Source organism: Marivita cryptomonadis (assembly GCF_002115725.1).
GTDB lineage: Bacteria > Pseudomonadota > Alphaproteobacteria > Rhodobacterales > Rhodobacteraceae > Marivita > Marivita cryptomonadis.
Genome location: NZ_JFKD01000016.1, coordinates 41,039 through 59,359 on the forward strand (window position 1 = coordinate 41,039; position 18,321 = coordinate 59,359).

Sequence of the window (18,321 nt, forward strand, 5' to 3'; positions counted from 1 at the left end):
TGCGGTGCGAGGACCAAAGCGTGTCAGTCCTTTGCCGCAAAGAATGCCGCTACTTTGGGCTGGAGCCATGCCCAGATTTTTGGCGCACCGTGATTGATCTTGGGACCGATCTGGGCGGCAAATCGGTCATAGGTCACATCGTAGTCGATCCACGATCCGCCGCCTGATGCAAGGTTCTGCATCGGGGGTTGCATCCGGTCTAGGGATTTGGCGAACTGCGCTTCGGGTGTTGCGTTGGCTTCGAACTCTTCCCAGACCGCGCGGAATTCCTGCGCCTGATTGTCGGGCAGCAGGCCAAAGAGCCGGTCGGCTGCAGCTTTTTCACGGATCGCCAATGCTTCGGCATCGTGGTCTCCGAACACCGGAGCATCGCCTGCGTCGATCTCGACGATGTCGTGCAGCAAGAGCATCTTGACGATCTTGCCAGTATCAAGCTGTTCGTCCGAATGTTCGGCCAGAACCAAGGCATAAAGCGCGATGTGCCAAGAGTGTTCTGCACTGTTTTCCAGCCTCGAACCATCACAGAGCGTGGTGGCCCGCAGGACGGTCTTGAGGCGGTCCGCTTCTGTCAGGAACGCCATCTGTTGGTCCAAGCGGGACATGTCACCTCTGCACGTTTGCGGATTGGTTGCGGTCAGCGCCCGAAGTTTTCGTCTTTCTTCTGACCTTCGATCCGCGCCCGGATAAAGGCGCGTGCCTTGCGTTCGGCAAGCCGCACGCGGATCGCGGTCAGGAACGCCTCTTCCAACGTGGTCGATGCCGCCCCGAGTTCGGCCGCGACTTCCATGAAGAAGCGGTCGTCGTCGAGATGTTTCATGGCCTTGAGAGTGTCGTCGGCCAGCTTTTCAGCAAGCTCTTGCACCATCGACATGGACGGTAATCCTTAACGGCTGTTTTCGGTCAGGCGTCGCTTCACATAGCCGGTCACATGGTCGATCATCGTGTCCATGTGCGGTTCCTTGAAGAAGTGGTCGGCGCCTTCGATCTCAGTATGGGTGACGGTGATGCCTTTTTGCTCGGACAGCTTGCCCACAAGCGTCGTCGTATCGGCAGGTGGAGCAACGCGGTCTCCGGTGCCGTTGATGATCAGGCCAGAGGACGGGCAGGGCGCGAGGAACGAAAAGTCGTACATGTTGGCAGGTGGGCTGACCGAGATGAAGCCGGTGATCTCGGGGCGGCGCATCAACAGCTGCATACCGATCCACGCACCAAAGCTGAAGCCGGCAACCCAGCAATGCTTGGAGTTGTTGTTCATCGACTGCAGATAGTCGAGTGCAGAGGCGGCATCACTGAGTTCGCCGATGCCCTGATCGTATTCGCCCTGGCTTCGGCCGACACCGCGGAAGTTGAAGCGCAGAACGGTGAAGCCCATGTTGTAGAAGGCGTAATGCAGGTTGTAGACCACCTTGTTGTTCATCGTCCCGCCGAACTGCGGGTGCGGATGCAGGATGATCGCGATCGGTGCATCGCTTTCTTTCTGGGGATGATAGCGGCCTTCGAGGCGGCCTTCGGGTCCGGGAAAAATCACCTCGGGCATAGGCGGTGGTGGCTCCTGCTTGGGCTCAGGTGCAGCGGTCCGTAAATCTTGACAGCTTCACTCAGGCTTCTTAGAATGGTTCTAAATCGGGATTGTTCCCCGAATTGGTTATCCGCACATAGGCAATTGCCCATGTAAGGTCAATTGTGTCGCAGAGGCGTTTGGGAGTCGGCCATGAAACTGAGCACGAAAGGTCGGTATGCGATGGTCGCCTTGGCGGATATCGCGCTGCAGCCGGACGGCACCTTGGTGACGCTGGGCGACATCGCGCAACGGCAGGATATTTCGTTGCCCTATCTCGAGCAGCTGTTCGTCAAGCTGCGCCGGGCCGGGTTGGTGACGTCGGTGCGCGGTCCGGGCGGTGGCTATCGTCTGGCCAAGGCGGCAAGCGACATTCGCGTGGTCGATGTGCTAAGTGCGGTCGATGAGACGGTGGACGCCATGCACAAGGGCGCGGGCGCCTCGGGCGGTTTGTCGGGCAGTCGGGCGCAATCCATGACCAACCGGTTGTGGGAAGGCCTGTCGGCGCATGTTTATGTGTTCCTGCATCAGACGCGCTTGTCGGATGTGGTGGGCAACACGCTGGCGCCGTGTCCTGCCGTGCCGAACCTTTTTGCCGTGGTGGATGAGTGATGGTTTCGAATTGGCTGCGCCAATCCGACAGGTTGGGGGCGCTGCCCCCGTCGCGCGATGCGCGACTCCCCCGAGGTATTTGGGGCCCAAAGAAGCAAGCGGTGGGCTGAATGGCGCGGGTGTATCTGGATCATAACGCGACAACACCGCTGCGCGCCGAGGCGCGTGACGCGATGATCGCGGCGATGCAGGTGTCGGGCAATCCGTCTTCGGTGCATGCGGAGGGGCGTGCGGCCAAAGCCGTGATCGAGCGGGCGCGGGCGCAGGTGGCAACGGCCTTTGGTGCGGATGGGGCGGATGTGGTGTTCGTCTCGGGCGCCACCGAGGCGGCGGCGCTGGCTTGTGCGGGGCGCGGTTTGTTCGGGGCCGAGATCGAGCATGATGCGGTCAGGGCGTGGATTGATCCGGTGCTGGGTGTTGATGCGGCGGGACAGGTGGCGGTGACCGAGCCGGAGCGATCCGCAGTGCAATTGGCGAATTCGGAGACCGGGATCGTTCAGGGCTTGCCGCAGGGGATGGCTGTGATCGATGCGACGCAGGCCTTCGGCAAACTGCCGGTGGCGTTCAATTGGCTGGGCTGCGAGATGGCGTTGATTTCTGCCCATAAGCTTGGCGGTCCCAAGGGGATCGGTGCATTGGTGATGAAGCGCGGGACCGATCTTGCGGCGCAGATTCGCGGTGGCGGTCAGGAGATGGGGCGTCGGTCGGGGACCGAGAACGTGATCGGCATCGCGGGGTTCGGGGCGGCGGCAGAGGCTGCGGCACGGGATCTGGAAGACGGTGTCTGGGATCGGATCGAAAAACTTAGAAACATTCTAGATTCAGCTATTGAGGCTGACGCTAAAGAGACTATTTTTGTCGGGAAAGATGTAAGGCGCCTGCCGAACACGACCTGCTTCGCCACACCCGGTTGGAAGGGTGAGACGCAGGTGATGCAGATGGACCTTGCCGGTTTTGCGATCAGCGCCGGGTCCGCCTGTTCCAGCGGCAAGGTGAAAGCCAGCGCGGTTCTGACTGCGATGGGGTTCGACACGGCCACGGCCAGCAGCGCGATCCGCGTGTCGCTGGGGCCGCAGACAACCGAAGACGACGTGATCCGGTTCGCCGAGACGTGGCGGGCCAAATGGGAAAAACACCGCGCGCGAGCCGCGTGAGTAACAAGACAGGGGTGCAAGCATGGCTGCTTTGGATAATGTGACCGTCAAGGAAGGCGTGGATCAGGAAACCGTCGATGCGGTGCGCCAGGTTGGTGGCAAGTACAAGCATGGCTGGAACACCGACATCGAGATGGAATACGCGCCGAAGGGCCTGAGCCCGGATATCGTGAAGCTGATCTCGGAAAAGAACGAAGAACCCGAATGGATGACCGAATGGCGTCTGGCTGCTTATGAGCGCTGGCTCCAGAAGGAAGAGCCGACATGGGCGATGGTCGACTATCCCGAGATCGATTTTCAGGACCAGTATTATTATGCGCGCCCGAAAAGCATGGAAGTGAAACCCAAGTCGCTTGACGAGGTCGATCCCAAGCTGCTCGCGACGTATGAAAAGCTGGGTATTCCGCTGAAAGAACAGTTGATCCTAGCTGGGGTTGAAGGGGCCGAAGACATGCCGGCAGAGGGCCGCAAGGTTGCTGTCGATGCCGTGTTCGATTCCGTCTCTGTGGGCACGACCTTCCAGAAAGAGCTGAAAGAGGCGGGCGTTATCTTCTGTTCGATCTCGGAAGCGATCAAGGACCACCCGGAGCTGGTGAAGAAGTATCTGGGGTCGGTCGTGCCGGTGTCGGACAACTATTATGCCACGCTGAACAGCGCGGTCTTCTCGGATGGGTCTTTTGTGTATGTGCCGCCGGGCGTGCGCTGCCCGATGGAACTGTCCACGTATTTCCGGATCAACGCGGAAAACACCGGCCAGTTCGAACGCACGCTGATCATCGCCGACAAGGGATCGTATGTGTCCTATCTCGAAGGGTGTACCGCACCGCAGCGCGATGTGGCGCAGCTGCACGCGGCGGTGGTCGAGATCATCATCGAAGAAGACGCCGAAGTGAAATACTCGACCGTGCAGAACTGGTATCCGGGCGACGAGAACGGCAAGGGTGGTATCTACAACTTTGTCACCAAACGTGCCGATTGCCGGGGTGACCGGGCCAAGGTGATGTGGACGCAGGTCGAGACCGGATCGGCGGTGACGTGGAAATACCCGTCCTGCATCCTGCGCGGTGACGACAGCCAAGGCGAGTTTTATTCCATCGCCATCGCCAACAACTACCAGCAGGCCGATACCGGCACGAAGATGATCCATCTTGGCAAGAACACCAAGAGCCGGATCGTGTCCAAAGGGATCAGTGCGGGCCATGCGCAGAACACCTACCGCGGTTTGGTGTCGATGCATCCCAAAGCCAAGAACAGCCGCAACTACACCCAGTGCGACAGCCTTCTGATCGGCAGTCAGTGCGGGGCGCATACGGTGCCGTATATCGAGGTCAAGAACAACTCTTCGCGGGTCGAGCATGAGGCGACCACCTCCAAGGTGGATGACGACCAGCTGTTCTACTGCCGCCAGCGCGGCATGGACGAAGAAGAGGCCGTGGCACTGGTGGTCAACGGGTTCTGCCGCGACGTGTTGCAGGCGCTGCCGATGGAGTTTGCCATGGAAGCGCAGCAGTTGGTGGCGATCTCGCTTGAAGGGTCCGTGGGTTAAGGAGAGCCGGGGCGGGCCAAACCGGTCCGCGCCGCACTGTGTGCCATGCCGATGTCCGCGATCCTGATCACCTCGGTTGTGACCGGACTGTTCTGTGCGGGGTTTGCAGTGGTGGTGGACGTTGTGACGGACGCCCTTGCGATGTGGATGGCGATTGCGCTGGCTTTTGCATCCGGTTTTCTGGGGTCGCTTTTTGCGCAGCTGGTATTGAAGAGGAAGACATGATCATCACGACGACCAATAATATCGAAGGCCAGAAGATCCTTGATTACAAAGGGATCGTGGTTGGTGAGGCGATCATGGGGGCCAATGTTGTCCGCGATGTGTTTGCGTCGATCACAGATATCGTCGGCGGCCGGTCCGGTGCCTATGAGGCAAAGTTGCAGGATGCGCGCGATGTGGCGATGCGCGAGTTGGAGCAGCGTGCCGTCGCCTTGGGTGCCAATGCCGTGGTCGGCGTTGATCTGGATTACGAAGTCGTTGGCAATTCAATGTTGATGGTGTCGGCCAGCGGCACAGCTGTTCTGACGGATCGGGGCTGAGCTGCAATGTTGGCTGAGGGGCATACAAGGCTGACGCTTTTGCATGATCTGCTGCAGCCAGAGCGGTTGATCGAGATTGTGGATGTGGGCGCAAACCCGATATCTGCGCCGGACTACCAGCCTTTGTTTGCTGCAGGGCTTGCGCGCGTCACTGGGTTTGAGCCTCAGGAGGCGGCGTTCAAGGCGCTTGAGCCAATGCAATCGGAGACAGCGCGGTTCTTTCCGTTTGCGGTTGGCGATGGCACCGACAAGGAGCTCAAGGTCTGCAAGACATCCGGGTTCACGTCGCTGCTGGAGCCGAACATCAAGACCTTCGATTTTCTGGGGCGCTATCATCGGGCAGGGCGCGTGCTGGAACGGATCGAGATGCCAACCAAGCGGCTGGATGATATCGACGGGCTGGGGCAGGTCGATTTCCTGAAGATCGACATTCAGGGCGGGGAGGTGGATGTCTTCAACCATGGGCGCGAGGCATTGAAGACCTGTGCTGCGGTGATGACCGAAGTAGCGTTTGTGCCGCTTTACGAAGACCAACCCCTGGTGGACACGCAGATGGCCGTGATGCGGGAGCAGGGTTTTCAGCTCCACAAGTTCATGTTCGTCAAATCGATCCCGATTTCGTCCAAGCTGGCCGGTGCCACGATCCCGAACAAGGTGGCCCGCAACCAGCTGATCGACGGCGATGCCGTCTTTATCAAGGACTTGTTCGATCTGGGTGACGCGCCGGACGAACGCCTGAAACATCTCGCGCTGCTGGCTGAAGGCTGTTTCCGCAGCCCGGATCTGGTGGTGCGGTGCCTGTCGCTTCTGGTGGAGCGGGGCACGATTGCTGAGGCGGATTGTGCCGCCTACCTAACTGAATTGGAACATGCGTGATCCCGGAACGACCGGATACGCCAAAGGAAAATGGGGAAAGACATGCTGGAAATCAAAAACTTGCACGTGCAACTTGAGGAAGAAGACAAGCAGATCCTCAAGGGTGTGAACCTGACGGTCGAAGCTGGAAAGGTGCATGCGATCATGGGCCCGAACGGGTCTGGCAAATCGACCCTGTCCTATGTGCTGTCGGGCAAGGACGGCTATGAGGTGACCGAAGGATCGGCGACGCTGGACGGCGCGGACATCCTTGAGATGGAGCCGGAAGAGCGCGCGGCGGCGGGCGTATTCCTAGCGTTCCAGTATCCTGTGGAAATTCCCGGGGTCGGTAACATGACTTTCCTGCGCACGGCCGTGAATTCCCAGCGCAAGGCGCGCGGTGAAGAGGAAATGTCGGCGACCGAATTCCTCAAGGTGATCCGCGCCAAGGCGAAAGACCTCAAAATCGACGCGGATATGCTGAAGCGTCCGGTTAATGTGGGCTTCTCGGGTGGTGAGAAAAAGCGGAACGAAATCCTGCAGATGGCGATGCTTGAGCCGAAGATGTGCATTCTTGACGAGACCGACTCGGGTCTGGACGTCGATGCAATGAAACTGGTCGCCGATGGCGTGAATGCGCTGCGCGATGAGGGCCGTGGGTTCCTTGTCATCACGCACTACCAGCGCCTGTTGGACCATATCAAACCGGACGTGGTGCACATCATGGCGGACGGCCGGATCATCAAGACCGGTGGTCCCGAGCTGGCGCTTGAGGTCGAAAACAACGGCTATGCGGACCTTCTGGCGGAGGCAGTGTAATGGCGTTGCCACAGATCAAACAGGATGCCACCGACGCGCGGCTTGCGGCGCTCGACATGCCGAAGGGCGGTTGGGCGCAAGCAGCGCGCGAGGATGCTTTGGCGCGAGTGCAGGCGATGGGACTGCCGAACGCCCGGGACGAGTATTGGAAATACACCCGTCCCGACACTCTCGTGCAGCCGGACGCGCCGAAGGCAGCACTGCTGGAGAGCGATGAGGCTTTGATCTTTGGTGCAGTGGATCGCCTGAAGATCGTATTCGTCGATGGCGTGTTCAGCGCCGACGAGTCGGATGATCTGGCGATGGCGCATGTCAGCATCGATCGGCTGGCCGATGCGCCGGATATTCATTGGGCCAAAGACGTTTACGGTGTGCTTGAAACCCGCGGGCAGACCCCGGTGCATCGTCCTTTGGCGACGTTGAACACGGCCTTCGCCTCGGACGGTCTTTTGATCCATGTCACGGGTAAGGCGCCGAAGCCAATCAGTCTGATTTATCGCCATGAATCAGAGGTTTCCGACGCGATCCTCCATCATGTTGTGAAGATTGATTCCGGGGCTGAATTGACCCTTTTGGAAAATGGCCCGGCCGCGGCGCGGTTCAACAAGTGCATGGAGGTCGAGATCGCGGGTGGCGGCACGTTCCACCATGTGCGTGCACAGGGCCGCGACCATGAACGTCGTGCGGCAACTGCGATCTTTACCCGTCTGGGTGAGGAATCGGTGTTCAAGTCGTTCACCCTCACGGCCAATGGCGTGCTCACGCGCAATGAATGCGTGATCGAGCTGACCGGCGACAATGCGGTGGCGCACATCGCTGGGGCCTGTGTGGGCGATGGCGATTTCCACCATGACGATACCGTGTTCATCACCCATGACGCGCTGAATTGTGAAAGCCGACAGGTGTTCAAGAAGGTGCTGCGCAACGGCGCGACGGGCGTGTTTCAGGGCAAGATCCTTGTCAAGGAAGGCGCGCAGAAAACGGACGGTTACCAAATCAGCCAATCGCTGCTTTTGGACGAGGACAGCCAGTTTCTTGCCAAGCCAGAGCTTGAGATCTACGCCGATGACGTGGCCTGCTCGCATGGCTCTACGTCCGGTGCGATTGACGAAGAAGGCTTGTTCTATCTGCGGTCGCGCGGGATCGACGAGGGGCCAGCGACGGATCTTCTGACCATCGCCTTCCTTGCCGAAGCGGTGATGGAGATCGAGAACGAGGCGCTTCAGGACGAAATCAACAGCCGCGTCGAAGCGTGGCTGTCGCGGCGGCGCGGCTAAACAGCGATGCCATTCACGCAGGATATCGCGGCCACGTATCGGGGGCCGGGCAAGGTGGTGCGTCGTCTGGTGAGTGCCGGACAGCGCGAAGACCGTGCCTTGGCCATCCTGATGGGGGCGTGTGCGATCCTGTTCATCGCACGTTGGCCCGCACTGGCACGTCAGGCGCATCTTGAGGGCTTGGAGTTGAACATGCTTTTGGGCGGTACGTTGATGGCGACGGTGTTTCTCGCACCGTTGTTGTTTTACGTGCTGGCCTTTGTTGCACACCTGATCGCCCGGGCGATCGGCGGCAAAGGGCCGTCCTACAATGCGCGGATCGCGTTGTTCTGGAGCCTTTTGGCATCGTCGCCGTTGATCCTGCTGAACGGGTTGGTTGCGGGGTATATCGGCGCGGGCATTCAGTTGACCATCGTCGGCCTGATCTGGTTCTGTGTTTTCATGTGGTTCTGGATCTCGGGCATGCTTGCGGCGTATCGCGGGGCGGCCGCGTGACGTTGGCGGGGTTCCTTCGGCTGGCGGTCAACACCGTGACAGCGCCGCGCGATGTGGCGCGGCTTTTGATGGCGATGAATCTGCCGTCGCAGGCCTTGTGGCTGGCTTTTGCGCTGGTGATCGTGCTGAACACGCTGATGTTCTCTGCCTCGCTAATGCTGGTGCCTGCGGATGACATGTTTGGCCCTGTGCTGGCCAATCCAACCGTGTTCGGCGCGATGCTGGCGGTATCGGTTGCGGCGCTGATCGTGGCGGTGACGCTGTGTGGCAGGCCGCTGGGGGGCCGTGCAAGCTATGCGCAGATCGCCATCCTTGTGATCTGGCTGCAGGCGCTGCGGGTGCTGTTGCAAGGCGCTGTCGCGCTTGTTGGGCCGATGAGCCTGTTTCTGTCGGGGGTCCTGATCAGTGCCGGGTCGGTGCTGGGCATCTGGATCTTCGTGAACTTCATTGATGTGGCCCACGAGACCGGGAGCCTGCTGCGCGCAGGTTTGGTCTTGTTGCTGGCCGTTGTGGGTATGATGCTGGGGCTGAGCCTGATTTTCAGCCTTCTTGGCGTATCGACCGGAGGGATTCCTGGATATGTATGACGTCACCGAAATTCGCCGCGATTTCCCGATCTTGTCGCGCGAGGTGAATGGCAAGCCTTTGGTTTACCTTGATAATGGGGCCAGTGCGCAGAAGCCGCAGGTTGTGATCGACGCGATCACTCGGGCCTATGCCGAGGAATATGCGAATGTGCATCGCGGGCTGCATTATTTGTCGAACCTTGCGACCGAAAAGTACGAAAGCACACGGGGTGTGATCGCCAAGTTCCTTGGTGTGAAGGACGAAGACGAGATCGTCATGAACACCGGCACCACCATGGGGATCAACACTGTTGCCTATGGCTGGGGGATGCCGAACCTGCAGGCGGGAGATGAGATCATCCTGTCGGTGATGGAGCATCATGCCAACATCGTGCCCTGGCATTTTCTACGCGAACGGCAGGGCATTGTGATCAAATGGGTCGATGTGGACAGCACAGGCTATCTCGACCCTGAGGCCGTGATCGCCGCTATGGGGCCGAAGACCAAGCTTGTTGCGGTCACTCATCTTTCGAATGTGCTGGGTACTGTGGTGGATGTGAAGACCATCTGCGCCGCAGCGCGCGAGCGAGGGATTGTCAGCCTAATCGACGGGTCACAGGCCGCCGTGCACATGCCGGTCAACGTGGATGACATTGGTTGTGATTTCTACGCCATCACCGGGCACAAGCTTTACGGTCCGTCCGGGTCGGGTGCGATCTATATGAAGAAGGCGCGGATGGCCGAGATGCAGCCGTTCCTTGGTGGCGGCGACATGATCCGCGAGGTCCACAAAGACGAGGTGACGTGGAACGACGCGCCGATGATGTTCGAGGCGGGCACGCCCGGTATCGTGCAGCAGATCGGCCTTGGCGTAGCGCTGGACTACATGATGGGGATCGGCATGGACAAGATTGCCGCCCACGAGAAAAAGCTGCGTGATTATGCGCGGACGCGTCTGGATGGCCTGAATTGGCTGCAAGTGCAGGGCACAACGCCCGACAAAGCGGCGATTTTCAGTTTCACGCTGGATGGCGCAGCCCATGCGCATGACATCTCGACCATCCTTGATAAAAAGGGTGTCGCGGTGCGGGCGGGTCAGCATTGCACAGGGCCGTTGATGGATCATCTGGGCCTGACCGCCACGTGCCGCGCGTCGTTCGGGATGTACAATACGGAAGAAGAAGTGGACAAACTGGTGGATGCGCTGGAACTGGCGCATGATCTTTTTGCCTGAATTGGGGGGACAGCATGGCAAACCTATCCTTGCGCCGCGCGCGCACCATCATCCGAAAGACGCTTGAAGCAGGGCGCGCAGCCGAGATGAAACCGCTTTCCGTGATCGTACTGGATGCGGGTGGCAATGTTCAGGCGTTCGAGCGTGAGGACGGGGCAAGCCCGGGGCGGTTCCAAATCGCCCATGCCAAAGCTTATGGCTCGGTCATGCTGGGTATGGCGGGCACGGCGCAGAAAAAACGGGCCGAAGAACAAGGCTATTTCATCACCGCTGCAGGCGCGGCTCTTGGCGGGCAGATGGTTCCGGTGCCGGGTGGCGTGCTTGTGCGCGATGCCAAGGGCGTTGTGCTGGGATCTGTTGGCGTGACTGGTGATACATCAGACAATGATGCAGCCGCTGCCAAGGTGGGAATCGAATCCGTGGGTCTGACTGCGGAAATATAAGGATAGTTCATTATGGCGCGGCCCGTCGTCGGCATCATCGGCAACCAGCATCTGATCAATGATCAGTACCCCGCGCATGCGGGCGGGTCGATGAACTCTGAGGCGATCGCGCAGGTATCGGACTGCATGCCGCTGCTGGTGCCCGCCGATCCACGGTTCCTGTCGGTCAATGAACTGCTTGAGGTGTGCGACGGGTTCTTGCTGACCGGCGGGCGTCCCAACGTGCATCCCGAGGAATATGGCGAGGCCGAGACCGAGGCGCATGGCGCCTTCGACCGCGCCCGCGACGCGATCACCCTGCCGCTGGTGCGGGCCTGTGTCGAACGCGGTCAGCCGTTTCTTGGCATCTGTCGTGGCTTTCAGGAAGTGAACGTCGCGATGGGTGGTACGCTGCATCCCGAGATTCGCGACCTGCCGGGGCGGATGAACCACCGGATGCCCCCCGATGGCACGCTGGAGGAAAAATTCGCCCTGCGCCATGCTGTGACCCTGCAGGAGGGGGGCGTGTTCCACCGCCTGTTCGGCGCGTCCGAGGTGATGACCAACACATTGCACGGGCAGGGGATCAAGACCCCCGGCGCGCGCATCGTCATCGAAGGCCATGCGCCCGATGGCACACCCGAGGCGACGTTTATCAAGGATGCACCGGGCTTTACCCTGTCGGTGCAATGGCACCCGGAATGGGACGCCTCCAACGACCCGGTGTCGCGCCCGCTGTTTCAGGCGTTCGGCGATGCGGTGCGGGACTGGGCACAGGGCCGTGTGACCGGCGGACAACGCGTCAACGCGGTGTAAGTCTCCGTTGACGGAGACCGCCGCGCCTCAGGTGACTGCTTTGCGCTGTTTGAATTCAGGTGTGTCCCAAAGACGGTCGCGCATGATGTTTGCCAAGATTTCGATGGCAGCGTCGATGTCCTGCTCGTTCAGGTAAAGCGGTGTGAACCCGAACCGCATGATGTCCGGCGCGCGAAAATCCCCGATCACCTTGTGCGCAATCAGCGCCTGCATCGCGGCGTAGCCATCAGCAAAGCGGAAACTCACCTGAGAACCGCGCTGTGTCGCGTCGCGTGGGCTGGCGAGGATCAGATCGGGGCAGGTCGCTTCGACCCCGGCGATGAAGCGGTCGGACAGTTCAATGGAGCGCGCGCGCAGGTCCGCCATGTCCACATCGTCCCACGCGTCCAGTGCCGCATCGAGTGCGGCCATCTGCACGATGGGCGGTGTGCCGACCCGCATGCGGGCGATGCCCGCACCGGGTGTGTAGTCCAGATCGAAGGCGAAGGGGCTGTCATGGCCCAGCCAGCCCGAGAGCGCGGGCAACGCCATGTCGGCATGGCGCGGTGACACGTAGATGAAGGCGGGCGCACCGGGGCCGCCGTTGAGGTACTTGTAGGTGCAGCCGACCGCGAAATCGGCCTTGGCCCCGGCCAGATCAACCGGCAGCGCACCAGCGGAATGCGCCAGATCCCAGATTGTCACCACGCCATTGGCATGCGCCTTGGCGGTCAGCGCGGCCATGTCGTGTTTGCGCCCGGTGCGGTAATCGACCTCGGTGATCAGCGTCACGGCGATGTCGTCGGTGATGGAGGTCTCGACCTCTTCGGGGGCGACAAGGCGCAGCTCGTAGTCAGGCCCGAGGAGCGAGATCAGCCCTTCGGCCATGTAGAGATCCGAGGGGAAATTGCCGGTGTCCGACAGGATCACGCGCCGGTCCGGGTTAAGCTTCAACGCGGCGGCGAGCGCCTGAAACACCTTGATCGACAGCGTGTCGCCGACCACTACGTGACCCGGTTCCGCGCCGATCAGCCGTCCGATCCGGTCGCCCAGCCGCGCGGGCATGTCCATCCAGCCACAGGCGTTCCAGCCAGTGATCAGGTGATCGCCCCATTCGGCTGTTACGGTTTGCGCAACGCGCGCCGCGACTGCCTTGGGCAGCGGACCCAGAGAGTTGCCGTCGAGATAGATCATGCCTTCGGGCAGGTGAAACGCGGCGCGGGTGGCGGTGAAATCGGTCATGTCGTCCCTTTCCGGGGTCTTAGAGTTTGGTCCGCAGGTGCCAGAGATCGGGGAAAAGCTCAACCTCGAGCATGCGCTTGAGATAGGACACGCCGCCGGTGCCCCCGGTGCCACGTTTGAGCCCGATCACCCGTTCCACCGTGGTCACATGGTTAAAGCGCCAGCGTCGGAAATAATCTTCCAGATCAACCAGCTTTTCCGCCAGTTCATACAGATCCCAGTAGCGGCTTGGATCGCGGTACACCTCGGCCCAAGCGGCCTGCACGCCCTCGTCCGGTTGGTGCGGCTTGGTCCGGTCGCGGCTCAGCGCGTCTTCGGGTACGGCCACAACCTGCGCCAGCCGCATCAGCGCGCAGTCATAAAGCGATGGTTTCTCCATCTCGGCCTCAAGCCGCCCCATAAGATCGGGCCGGTGCGCATGGGGTTTGACCATTGCAGAGTTGCGGTTGCCCAGCAGAAATTCGATCTCGCGGTATTGGGCGGACTGGAACCCCGAGCTTTGGCCCAAGGTTTCGCGGAACGTGGTGTAGTCGCTGGGCGTCATGGTGCGCAGCACGTCCCATGCCGAATTGAGCTGTTCGAAAATCCGTGATACCCGCGCCAACATCTTGAACGCAGGTCGGATCTCTGCCCCCGAAAGGGTGGCGCGGGCCGCGTGCAGCTCGTGCAGCGCCAGCCGCATCCAGAGCTCCGAGGTCTGGTGCTGGACGATGAACAGCAATTCGTCATGCGCACTGCTGAGTGGGTGTTGGGCATCGAGAACCGCATCGAGGCCAAGATAATCGGTATAGGACATGCGCCCGTCAAACGACATCTGCGCGCCGTCTTTTGCGGGATCGTAAGCGTCGGTCAAAACTCACCTCCGGCGATCTGGATGGCCTGACCGTTGACGCTGCCGGACTGAGGTGCGCAGAGCCACAGCACCGCTTCGGCCACTTCCCCGGGTGCGATCAGGCGGCCATGGGGGTTCGCGCCCACCATAACAGCGCGCGCTTCGTCCTCGCTCATGCCGGTGCGGGCCATGATGCGGTCGATGTTCTGGGGCACGATCTCGGTGTCCACATAAGCCGGGCAGATCGCGTTGAATGTATAGGGTTTGCCAAGATAGTCCGCGGCCAATCCACGGATCAGCCCCACCATCGCGTGTTTCGACGCGGTGTAGCAGGGCGCGCCCTTTAGGCCGCGCAGCCCGGCGATGGAACTGATGGCGATCACACGGCCCCAATCTGTCTGGTGCATCGACTTCAGGCTTTCTCGGATCGTCAGGAAGGTGCCGTCAAGGTTGGTCGCCATCATGTTGCGCCAGAACGCCATGTCCATCTTGTGCAGCGCCCGGCCTTCGGCGATGCCCGCATTGGGCACACAGATTTGGATGGGCCCCCGTGCGGCAACCGCTTCGGCGATGCCCTCCACAACCGATGCTTCATCCTGCACGTCCATGACCAGCGCATGCAACCCGTGCGCGCTGGCGGCAGCTTCAAGCACATCGGCGCGGCGGCTTGTGATCGTCACCTCGGCGCCCGCGCCACGCAAGGCTGTGGCAATGGCAAGGCCGATGCCCGTGCCGCCGCCTGTGATCAGGGCGTGTTTTCCGGTGAGTGTCATGTTGCCTCCCATAACCTTTCGGCGCGACCGTATAGGTCTGATCGCCAGTGGCAAGATGGCCCACCTGCGAGGGCTTGCTTTTCTCATTCACGTTCGTGAATGTGACCCCAACAGGAGGAGCCCCTTATGCGATTGACCTTGATCGTGGCCGCTGGACTGACCGCCAGTCTTGCCCAAGCCAGCGAAGACATTGCCGACAAGTATCCACAGTCAGAACTCTATGACAAACCGGTCGAAGTGATCCCGCACGTCTTTTCGGCCATCGGAGCCACCGCACCGCCGACCTATGAGAATTCTGGCCACAACAACAACCTGAGCTTTGTGCTGACCGGTGATGGGGTTGTGGTGATCAATAGCGGTGCATCGGCCCGTCTGGCCAAGGCCCTGCATGACGAAATCAAGATGCTCACCGACCAGCCGGTGAAACTGGTGATCAACGAAAACGGTCAAGGCCATGCGATGCTGGGCAATTCCTATTGGGCCGGTCTGGGTGTCGACATTCTTGCCCATGAGGATGCCATCGCCGAAGTGGAGAAGAACGGCGATTTCATTCTTCAGGGTATGCAGCGCTACAATCGGGACAAAGCTGAAGGCACGGAAGTCGTAGTGCCCAACCTGAGCTTCTCGGACCAGCATATTGTTGAGATGGGCGACGTGACGCTTGAGGTGCTGCACCTTGGTCCGGCGCATGATCCGGGCGATGCGCAGGTGTGGATCCCCCAATGGGGCATCGTGATTGCGGGGGATATCGCGTTTCATGAACGGATGCCGCCGATTTTCCCGGAAACTGATACAGACGCTTGGGTTGAGACTTTTGAAGGCCCGTTCACCGACCTGGGAGCCACTTATGTGATCCCCGGCCACGGACACCCGACCAATATGGCGCAGGTGACGCGGTATACCTCGGATTACATCAATGATCTTCGGGCCAAGATCGGGGCGCATATCGAAGAGGGTGGCGATCTGGCCAGCGCCTATTATGTGGATCAGTCGAACTGGGAACACCTGGATACATTCGAGGAACTGGCGACCAAGAATGCGGGTCGTGTGTTCGAGGAGATGGAGTGGGAATGAACGCGGGACCGTGACCTGCACTTCTTCTTTTTCCAAATATGCCGGGGGAGGCGCCGTAGGCGACGGGGGCTGGCCCCCGGCATTTCCGTCAACGGAAATGCGAAGATGCGTCGACGCATCTTCGCCCAGCCCGGATTGACGCGGCTGCATGATCGCACCAGTGTCGCGCCAAATCCTGCGCGAGGGAGCGATCATGCAGCCGAACATCCTGATTCTGATGGTGGACCAGTTGAACGGAACGCTGTTTCCCGATGGCCCCGCCGACTGGCTGCACGCACCGAACCTCAAGAAACTGGCGGCGCGATCGACCCGGTTCAAGAACGCCTATACCGCCAGCCCCCTTTGTGCGCCGGGACGAGCGGCGTTCATGTCGGGGCAATTGCCTTCGGCCACAGGTGTCTACGACAACGCGGCTGAATTCCCGTCCTCGATCCCCACATATGCGCATCACCTGCGCCGCGCCGGGTATTACACAGCGCTGTCTGGCAAGATGCATTTCGTCGGCCCCGATCAGCTTCACGGGTTCGAAGCGCGGCTGACCACCGACATCTACCCCGCCGATTTCGGCTGGACGCCGGATTACCGCAAGCCCGGTGAACGAATAGACTGGTGGTATCACAACATGGGGTCGGTCACCGGTGCGGGTGTTGCAGAGATCACCAACCAGCTCGAATATGATGACGAGGTCGCGTACCAAGCCAAGCTGGCGCTCTACGATCTGGCGCGCGGAAAGGACGACCGCCCGTGGTGCCTGACCGCCAGTTTCACCCATCCGCATGATCCTTATGTGGCGCGGCGGAAATATTGGGACCTTTACGAAGACTGTGAACACCTGTTGCCAGAAATTCCGGCAATGGATTACTCGGACCACGATCCACATGCGAAACGGATCTTTGACGCCAATGACTGGCGCAATTTCGATATCACCGAGGACGATATCAGAAAATCGCGCCGCGCCTATTTCGCCAATATCTCATATTTGGACGACAAGATCGGGGAAATCCTGCAAGTGCTCGAAGACACGCGGCAAGAGGCGATCATCCTTTTCGTGTCGGATCACGGCGACATGCTGGGTGAGCGTGGGCTGTGGTTCAAGATGTGCTTTTACGAAGGCTCGGCGCGGGTGCCGCTGATGATCGCGGCCCCTTGCATGGAGCCGGGGTTGGTAACCGATCCGGTCTCCACCATTGATGTTTGCCCGACGCTTTGCGCGCTTGCAGGGGTGAGCATGGAGGAGGTGATGCCCTGGACCACGGGGGAATCGCTGGTGTCTCTGGGGCAGGGCGGCACACGCACCAGCCCGGTGGCGATGGAATACGCGGCCGAGGGGTCGTATGCGCCGCTGGTGTCGCTGCGCTATGGCAAGTGGAAGTATAACCGCTGTGCTCTGGACCCAGATCAGCTCTTCGATCTTGAGGCCGATCCGCATGAATTGAGCAATCTCGCGGGTCACGCTGACCATCAAGGCACGGTGCAGACGTTGCGCGCGAAGTCCGAGGCGCGTTGGGATTTGGCACGGTTCGATGCGGAAGTGCGCGCCTCTCAGGCCAAACGATGGGTGGTTTACGAGGCCCTTCGGCAGGGTGGGTATTATCCGTGGGATTATCAACCGCTGCGCGATGCGTCCGAACGATTCATGCGCAATCATATGGATCTGAACGTGCTTGAAGAGGGGCAGCGTTTCCCGCGGGGGGAATGATTAACCGTTCTTAACGCTTTCCATTGTTTGGCCATGTTTGGCTGCACATATTAACGGAATGTTAAGACATGCTTTCCTAACCGCCGCTCTGATTCTTGCCACCCCTTTGTCTGCCGGGCCGAACGGCACCATCCGCGTTGTGGATGGGGACACGTTCAAGATCGACGGCACGACAGTGCGCCTGCACGCCATCGACGCGCCGGAAACCGATCAGATGTGCGGCGATTCCAACAGCCCCGCATGGGCCTGTGGTGACTGGGTACGCACCAAAACGCGCGAGATGTACGAAGGCCGCATTGCCCGCTGCGTCGCCACCGACACTGACCGCTATGGACGCACCGTCGCCAAATGCAGCGTTGACGGACGGGATGTTGGTGAACAATTGGTCAGCAACGGTCTGGCCTTTGCCTATCGTCAATACGGGATGGATTACGATCTTGCGGAAAAGGGCGCAGCGGTAAACGGGCGTGGGTTACATGCGACTGGCGTCATGTCTCCGGCGGCGTTCAGGTCGGCGCAACGTGCACAGGCTGGCTCTTCGACCTTGGCACGGAACACGGGTGCCAAGACTGTCACCGTCACTCGCGACACACCTGCCAAAAGCAGCTGGCTGCCCAACATCGTGAACCCGGATTGCGAGATCAAAGGCAATATCAGCCGAGGCGGCGAACGGATTTACCACGTTCCAGGGCAAGATTATTACGCAAAAACATGGATCTCGCCGACCAAGGGCGAACGCTGGTTCTGCTCCGAAGCCGAAGCGCGTGCCGCAGGCTGGAGAAAAGCGCGGAATTGATCGCGGTTTGATCCGCGTCAAAGTGAAAGA

22 protein-coding genes are annotated in these 18,321 nt (G+C 60.3%); 16 read left to right on the forward strand and 6 right to left on the reverse strand.

Going from position 1 to position 18,321, the window contains the following annotated elements; genetic code table 11:
- Positions 1-23: 23 nt before the first annotated feature.
- From MCRY_RS16730 to MCRY_RS16740, 3 genes are read right to left on the reverse strand one after another with little or no spacing between them, the layout of a single operon-like run.
- On the reverse strand, positions 24-602 hold the full coding sequence (locus tag MCRY_RS16730; protein WP_085631991.1) for an HD domain-containing protein: 579 nt from the start codon (positions 600-602) through the stop codon (positions 24-26).
- A 32-nt stretch (positions 603-634) separates the two neighbouring features.
- Positions 635-871, reverse strand: a complete 237-nt coding sequence (locus MCRY_RS16735; RefSeq protein WP_085631993.1) for a hypothetical protein — start codon at positions 869-871, stop codon at positions 635-637.
- A 12-nt stretch (positions 872-883) separates the two neighbouring features.
- Positions 884-1,537, reverse strand: coding sequence for an alpha/beta hydrolase (locus tag MCRY_RS16740; RefSeq protein ID WP_085631995.1), 654 nt, complete (start codon positions 1,535-1,537; stop codon positions 884-886).
- 174 nt (positions 1,538-1,711) lie between these two features.
- Between MCRY_RS16740 and iscR the strand changes: the two genes are divergently transcribed.
- From iscR to MCRY_RS16805, 13 genes are all read left to right on the forward strand, one after another.
- Positions 1,712-2,170, forward strand: a complete 459-nt coding sequence (iscR, locus tag MCRY_RS16745) for a Fe-S cluster assembly transcriptional regulator IscR (RefSeq protein ID WP_085631997.1) — start codon at positions 1,712-1,714, stop codon at positions 2,168-2,170.
- A gap of 110 nt (positions 2,171-2,280) precedes the next feature.
- Complete coding sequence (locus MCRY_RS16750; protein ID WP_085631999.1) at positions 2,281-3,324, forward strand: cysteine desulfurase family protein; 1,044 nt, start codon at positions 2,281-2,283, stop codon at positions 3,322-3,324.
- Positions 3,325-3,346: 22 nt separating this feature from the next.
- A complete protein-coding gene (gene sufB, locus MCRY_RS16755; protein ID WP_085632001.1) occupies positions 3,347-4,870 on the forward strand; it encodes a Fe-S cluster assembly protein SufB in 1,524 nt (507 codons plus the stop codon).
- Positions 4,871-4,915: 45 nt separating this feature from the next.
- Positions 4,916-5,095 (forward strand): hypothetical protein, encoded by a 180-nt coding sequence (locus MCRY_RS16760; RefSeq protein WP_085632002.1) that lies wholly within the window; start codon positions 4,916-4,918, stop codon positions 5,093-5,095.
- Entirely contained in the window at positions 5,092-5,412 is a 321-nt protein-coding gene (locus tag MCRY_RS16765) for a heavy metal-binding domain-containing protein (RefSeq protein ID WP_085632003.1), read from the forward strand. The genes MCRY_RS16760 and MCRY_RS16765 overlap by 4 nt, the downstream gene beginning before the upstream one ends.
- Positions 5,413-5,451: 39 nt before the next feature.
- On the forward strand, positions 5,452-6,288 hold the full coding sequence (locus MCRY_RS16770; protein WP_176234520.1) for an FkbM family methyltransferase: 837 nt from the start codon (positions 5,452-5,454) through the stop codon (positions 6,286-6,288).
- Positions 6,289-6,330: 42 nt separating this feature from the next.
- Positions 6,331-7,086 (forward strand): Fe-S cluster assembly ATPase SufC, encoded by a 756-nt coding sequence (gene sufC / locus MCRY_RS16775; RefSeq protein WP_085632089.1) that lies wholly within the window; start codon positions 6,331-6,333, stop codon positions 7,084-7,086.
- Positions 7,086-8,363 (forward strand): SufB/SufD family protein, encoded by a 1,278-nt coding sequence (locus MCRY_RS16780; RefSeq protein WP_085632005.1) that lies wholly within the window; start codon positions 7,086-7,088, stop codon positions 8,361-8,363. The genes sufC and MCRY_RS16780 overlap by 1 nt, the downstream gene beginning before the upstream one ends.
- A 6-nt stretch (positions 8,364-8,369) precedes the next feature.
- The gene (locus MCRY_RS16785) at positions 8,370-8,858 is read left to right on the forward strand and encodes a YIP1 family protein (protein ID WP_085632006.1); all 489 of its coding nucleotides are present in this window, start codon (positions 8,370-8,372) and stop codon (positions 8,856-8,858) included.
- Positions 8,855-9,445 carry a YIP1 family protein gene (locus MCRY_RS16790; RefSeq protein ID WP_085632007.1) on the forward strand — a complete coding sequence of 197 codons (591 nt, stop codon included), beginning with the start codon at positions 8,855-8,857 and terminating at the stop codon, positions 9,443-9,445. Before MCRY_RS16785 ends, MCRY_RS16790 begins: the two co-directional genes overlap by 4 nt.
- Entirely contained in the window at positions 9,438-10,658 is a 1,221-nt protein-coding gene (locus tag MCRY_RS16795; RefSeq protein WP_085632008.1) for a cysteine desulfurase, read from the forward strand. The genes MCRY_RS16790 and MCRY_RS16795 overlap by 8 nt, the downstream gene beginning before the upstream one ends.
- 14 nt (positions 10,659-10,672) lie before the next feature.
- The gene (locus tag MCRY_RS16800) at positions 10,673-11,101 is read left to right on the forward strand and encodes a GlcG/HbpS family heme-binding protein (protein WP_085632009.1); all 429 of its coding nucleotides are present in this window, start codon (positions 10,673-10,675) and stop codon (positions 11,099-11,101) included.
- A gap of 12 nt (positions 11,102-11,113) precedes the next feature.
- Complete coding sequence (locus MCRY_RS16805; RefSeq protein ID WP_085632010.1) at positions 11,114-11,896, forward strand: gamma-glutamyl-gamma-aminobutyrate hydrolase family protein; 783 nt, start codon at positions 11,114-11,116, stop codon at positions 11,894-11,896.
- A 27-nt stretch (positions 11,897-11,923) separates the two neighbouring features.
- Here MCRY_RS16805 and kynU read toward each other — a convergent pair whose 3' ends face one another.
- From kynU to MCRY_RS16820, 3 genes are read right to left on the reverse strand one after another with little or no spacing between them, the layout of a single operon-like run.
- On the reverse strand, positions 11,924-13,117 hold the full coding sequence (gene kynU / locus MCRY_RS16810) for a kynureninase (RefSeq protein ID WP_085632011.1): 1,194 nt from the start codon (positions 13,115-13,117) through the stop codon (positions 11,924-11,926).
- Positions 13,118-13,136: 19 nt separating this feature from the next.
- Positions 13,137-13,970 (reverse strand): tryptophan 2,3-dioxygenase, encoded by an 834-nt coding sequence (gene kynA / locus MCRY_RS16815; RefSeq protein ID WP_085632012.1) that lies wholly within the window; start codon positions 13,968-13,970, stop codon positions 13,137-13,139.
- Positions 13,967-14,722: an SDR family NAD(P)-dependent oxidoreductase gene (locus tag MCRY_RS16820; protein WP_085632091.1), complete on the reverse strand. Its 756-nt coding sequence runs from the start codon at positions 14,720-14,722 to the stop codon at positions 13,967-13,969. Before MCRY_RS16820 ends, kynA begins: the two co-directional genes overlap by 4 nt.
- A gap of 126 nt (positions 14,723-14,848) precedes the next feature.
- On the opposite strand from MCRY_RS16820, the gene MCRY_RS16825 reads away from it, so the two are divergent.
- The 3 genes from MCRY_RS16825 to MCRY_RS16835 all read left to right on the forward strand — a co-directional run bounded on the left by MCRY_RS16825 (position 14,849) and on the right by MCRY_RS16835 (position 18,291).
- Positions 14,849-15,796, forward strand: a complete 948-nt coding sequence (locus tag MCRY_RS16825; protein WP_085632013.1) for an MBL fold metallo-hydrolase — start codon at positions 14,849-14,851, stop codon at positions 15,794-15,796.
- Between the two features lie 190 nt (positions 15,797-15,986).
- Positions 15,987-17,495, forward strand: coding sequence for a choline-sulfatase (gene betC, locus MCRY_RS16830; RefSeq protein ID WP_085632093.1), 1,509 nt, complete (start codon positions 15,987-15,989; stop codon positions 17,493-17,495).
- A 58-nt stretch (positions 17,496-17,553) separates the two neighbouring features.
- A complete protein-coding gene (locus tag MCRY_RS16835) occupies positions 17,554-18,291 on the forward strand; it encodes a thermonuclease family protein (RefSeq protein ID WP_085632014.1) in 738 nt (245 codons plus the stop codon).
- Positions 18,292-18,321 lie beyond the last annotated feature (30 nt).

Excerpts from the sequence above, each read along its gene's own strand:
- MCRY_RS16730 (WP_085631991.1), bottom strand. The coding sequence starts at position 602 with ATGTCCCGCTTGGACCAACAGATGGCGTTCCTGACAGAAGCGGACCGC.
- iscR (WP_085631997.1), top strand. The coding sequence starts at position 1,712 with ATGAAACTGAGCACGAAAGGTCGGTATGCGATGGTCGCCTTGGCGGAT.
- MCRY_RS16805 (WP_085632010.1), top strand. The coding sequence starts at position 11,114 with ATGGCGCGGCCCGTCGTCGGCATCATCGGCAACCAGCATCTGATCAAT.
- MCRY_RS16765 (WP_085632003.1), top strand. The coding sequence starts at position 5,092 with ATGATCATCACGACGACCAATAATATCGAAGGCCAGAAGATCCTTGAT.
- MCRY_RS16800 (WP_085632009.1), top strand. The coding sequence starts at position 10,673 with ATGGCAAACCTATCCTTGCGCCGCGCGCGCACCATCATCCGAAAGACG.
- MCRY_RS16750 (WP_085631999.1), top strand. The coding sequence starts at position 2,281 with ATGGCGCGGGTGTATCTGGATCATAACGCGACAACACCGCTGCGCGCC.
- sufB (WP_085632001.1), top strand. The coding sequence starts at position 3,347 with ATGGCTGCTTTGGATAATGTGACCGTCAAGGAAGGCGTGGATCAGGAA.
- kynU (WP_085632011.1), bottom strand. The coding sequence starts at position 13,117 with ATGACCGATTTCACCGCCACCCGCGCCGCGTTTCACCTGCCCGAAGGC.
- MCRY_RS16820 (WP_085632091.1), bottom strand. The coding sequence starts at position 14,722 with ATGACACTCACCGGAAAACACGCCCTGATCACAGGCGGCGGCACGGGC.
- MCRY_RS16780 (WP_085632005.1), top strand. The coding sequence starts at position 7,086 with ATGGCGTTGCCACAGATCAAACAGGATGCCACCGACGCGCGGCTTGCG.
- MCRY_RS16825 (WP_085632013.1), top strand. The coding sequence starts at position 14,849 with ATGCGATTGACCTTGATCGTGGCCGCTGGACTGACCGCCAGTCTTGCC.
- MCRY_RS16735 (WP_085631993.1), bottom strand. The coding sequence starts at position 871 with ATGTCGATGGTGCAAGAGCTTGCTGAAAAGCTGGCCGACGACACTCTC.
- MCRY_RS16785 (WP_085632006.1), top strand. The coding sequence starts at position 8,370 with ATGCCATTCACGCAGGATATCGCGGCCACGTATCGGGGGCCGGGCAAG.
- sufC (WP_085632089.1), top strand. The coding sequence starts at position 6,331 with ATGCTGGAAATCAAAAACTTGCACGTGCAACTTGAGGAAGAAGACAAG.
- MCRY_RS16795 (WP_085632008.1), top strand. The coding sequence starts at position 9,438 with ATGTATGACGTCACCGAAATTCGCCGCGATTTCCCGATCTTGTCGCGC.
- MCRY_RS16760 (WP_085632002.1), top strand. The coding sequence starts at position 4,916 with ATGCCGATGTCCGCGATCCTGATCACCTCGGTTGTGACCGGACTGTTC.
- MCRY_RS16835 (WP_085632014.1), top strand. The coding sequence starts at position 17,554 with ATGTTAAGACATGCTTTCCTAACCGCCGCTCTGATTCTTGCCACCCCT.
- MCRY_RS16740 (WP_085631995.1), bottom strand. The coding sequence starts at position 1,537 with ATGCCCGAGGTGATTTTTCCCGGACCCGAAGGCCGCCTCGAAGGCCGC.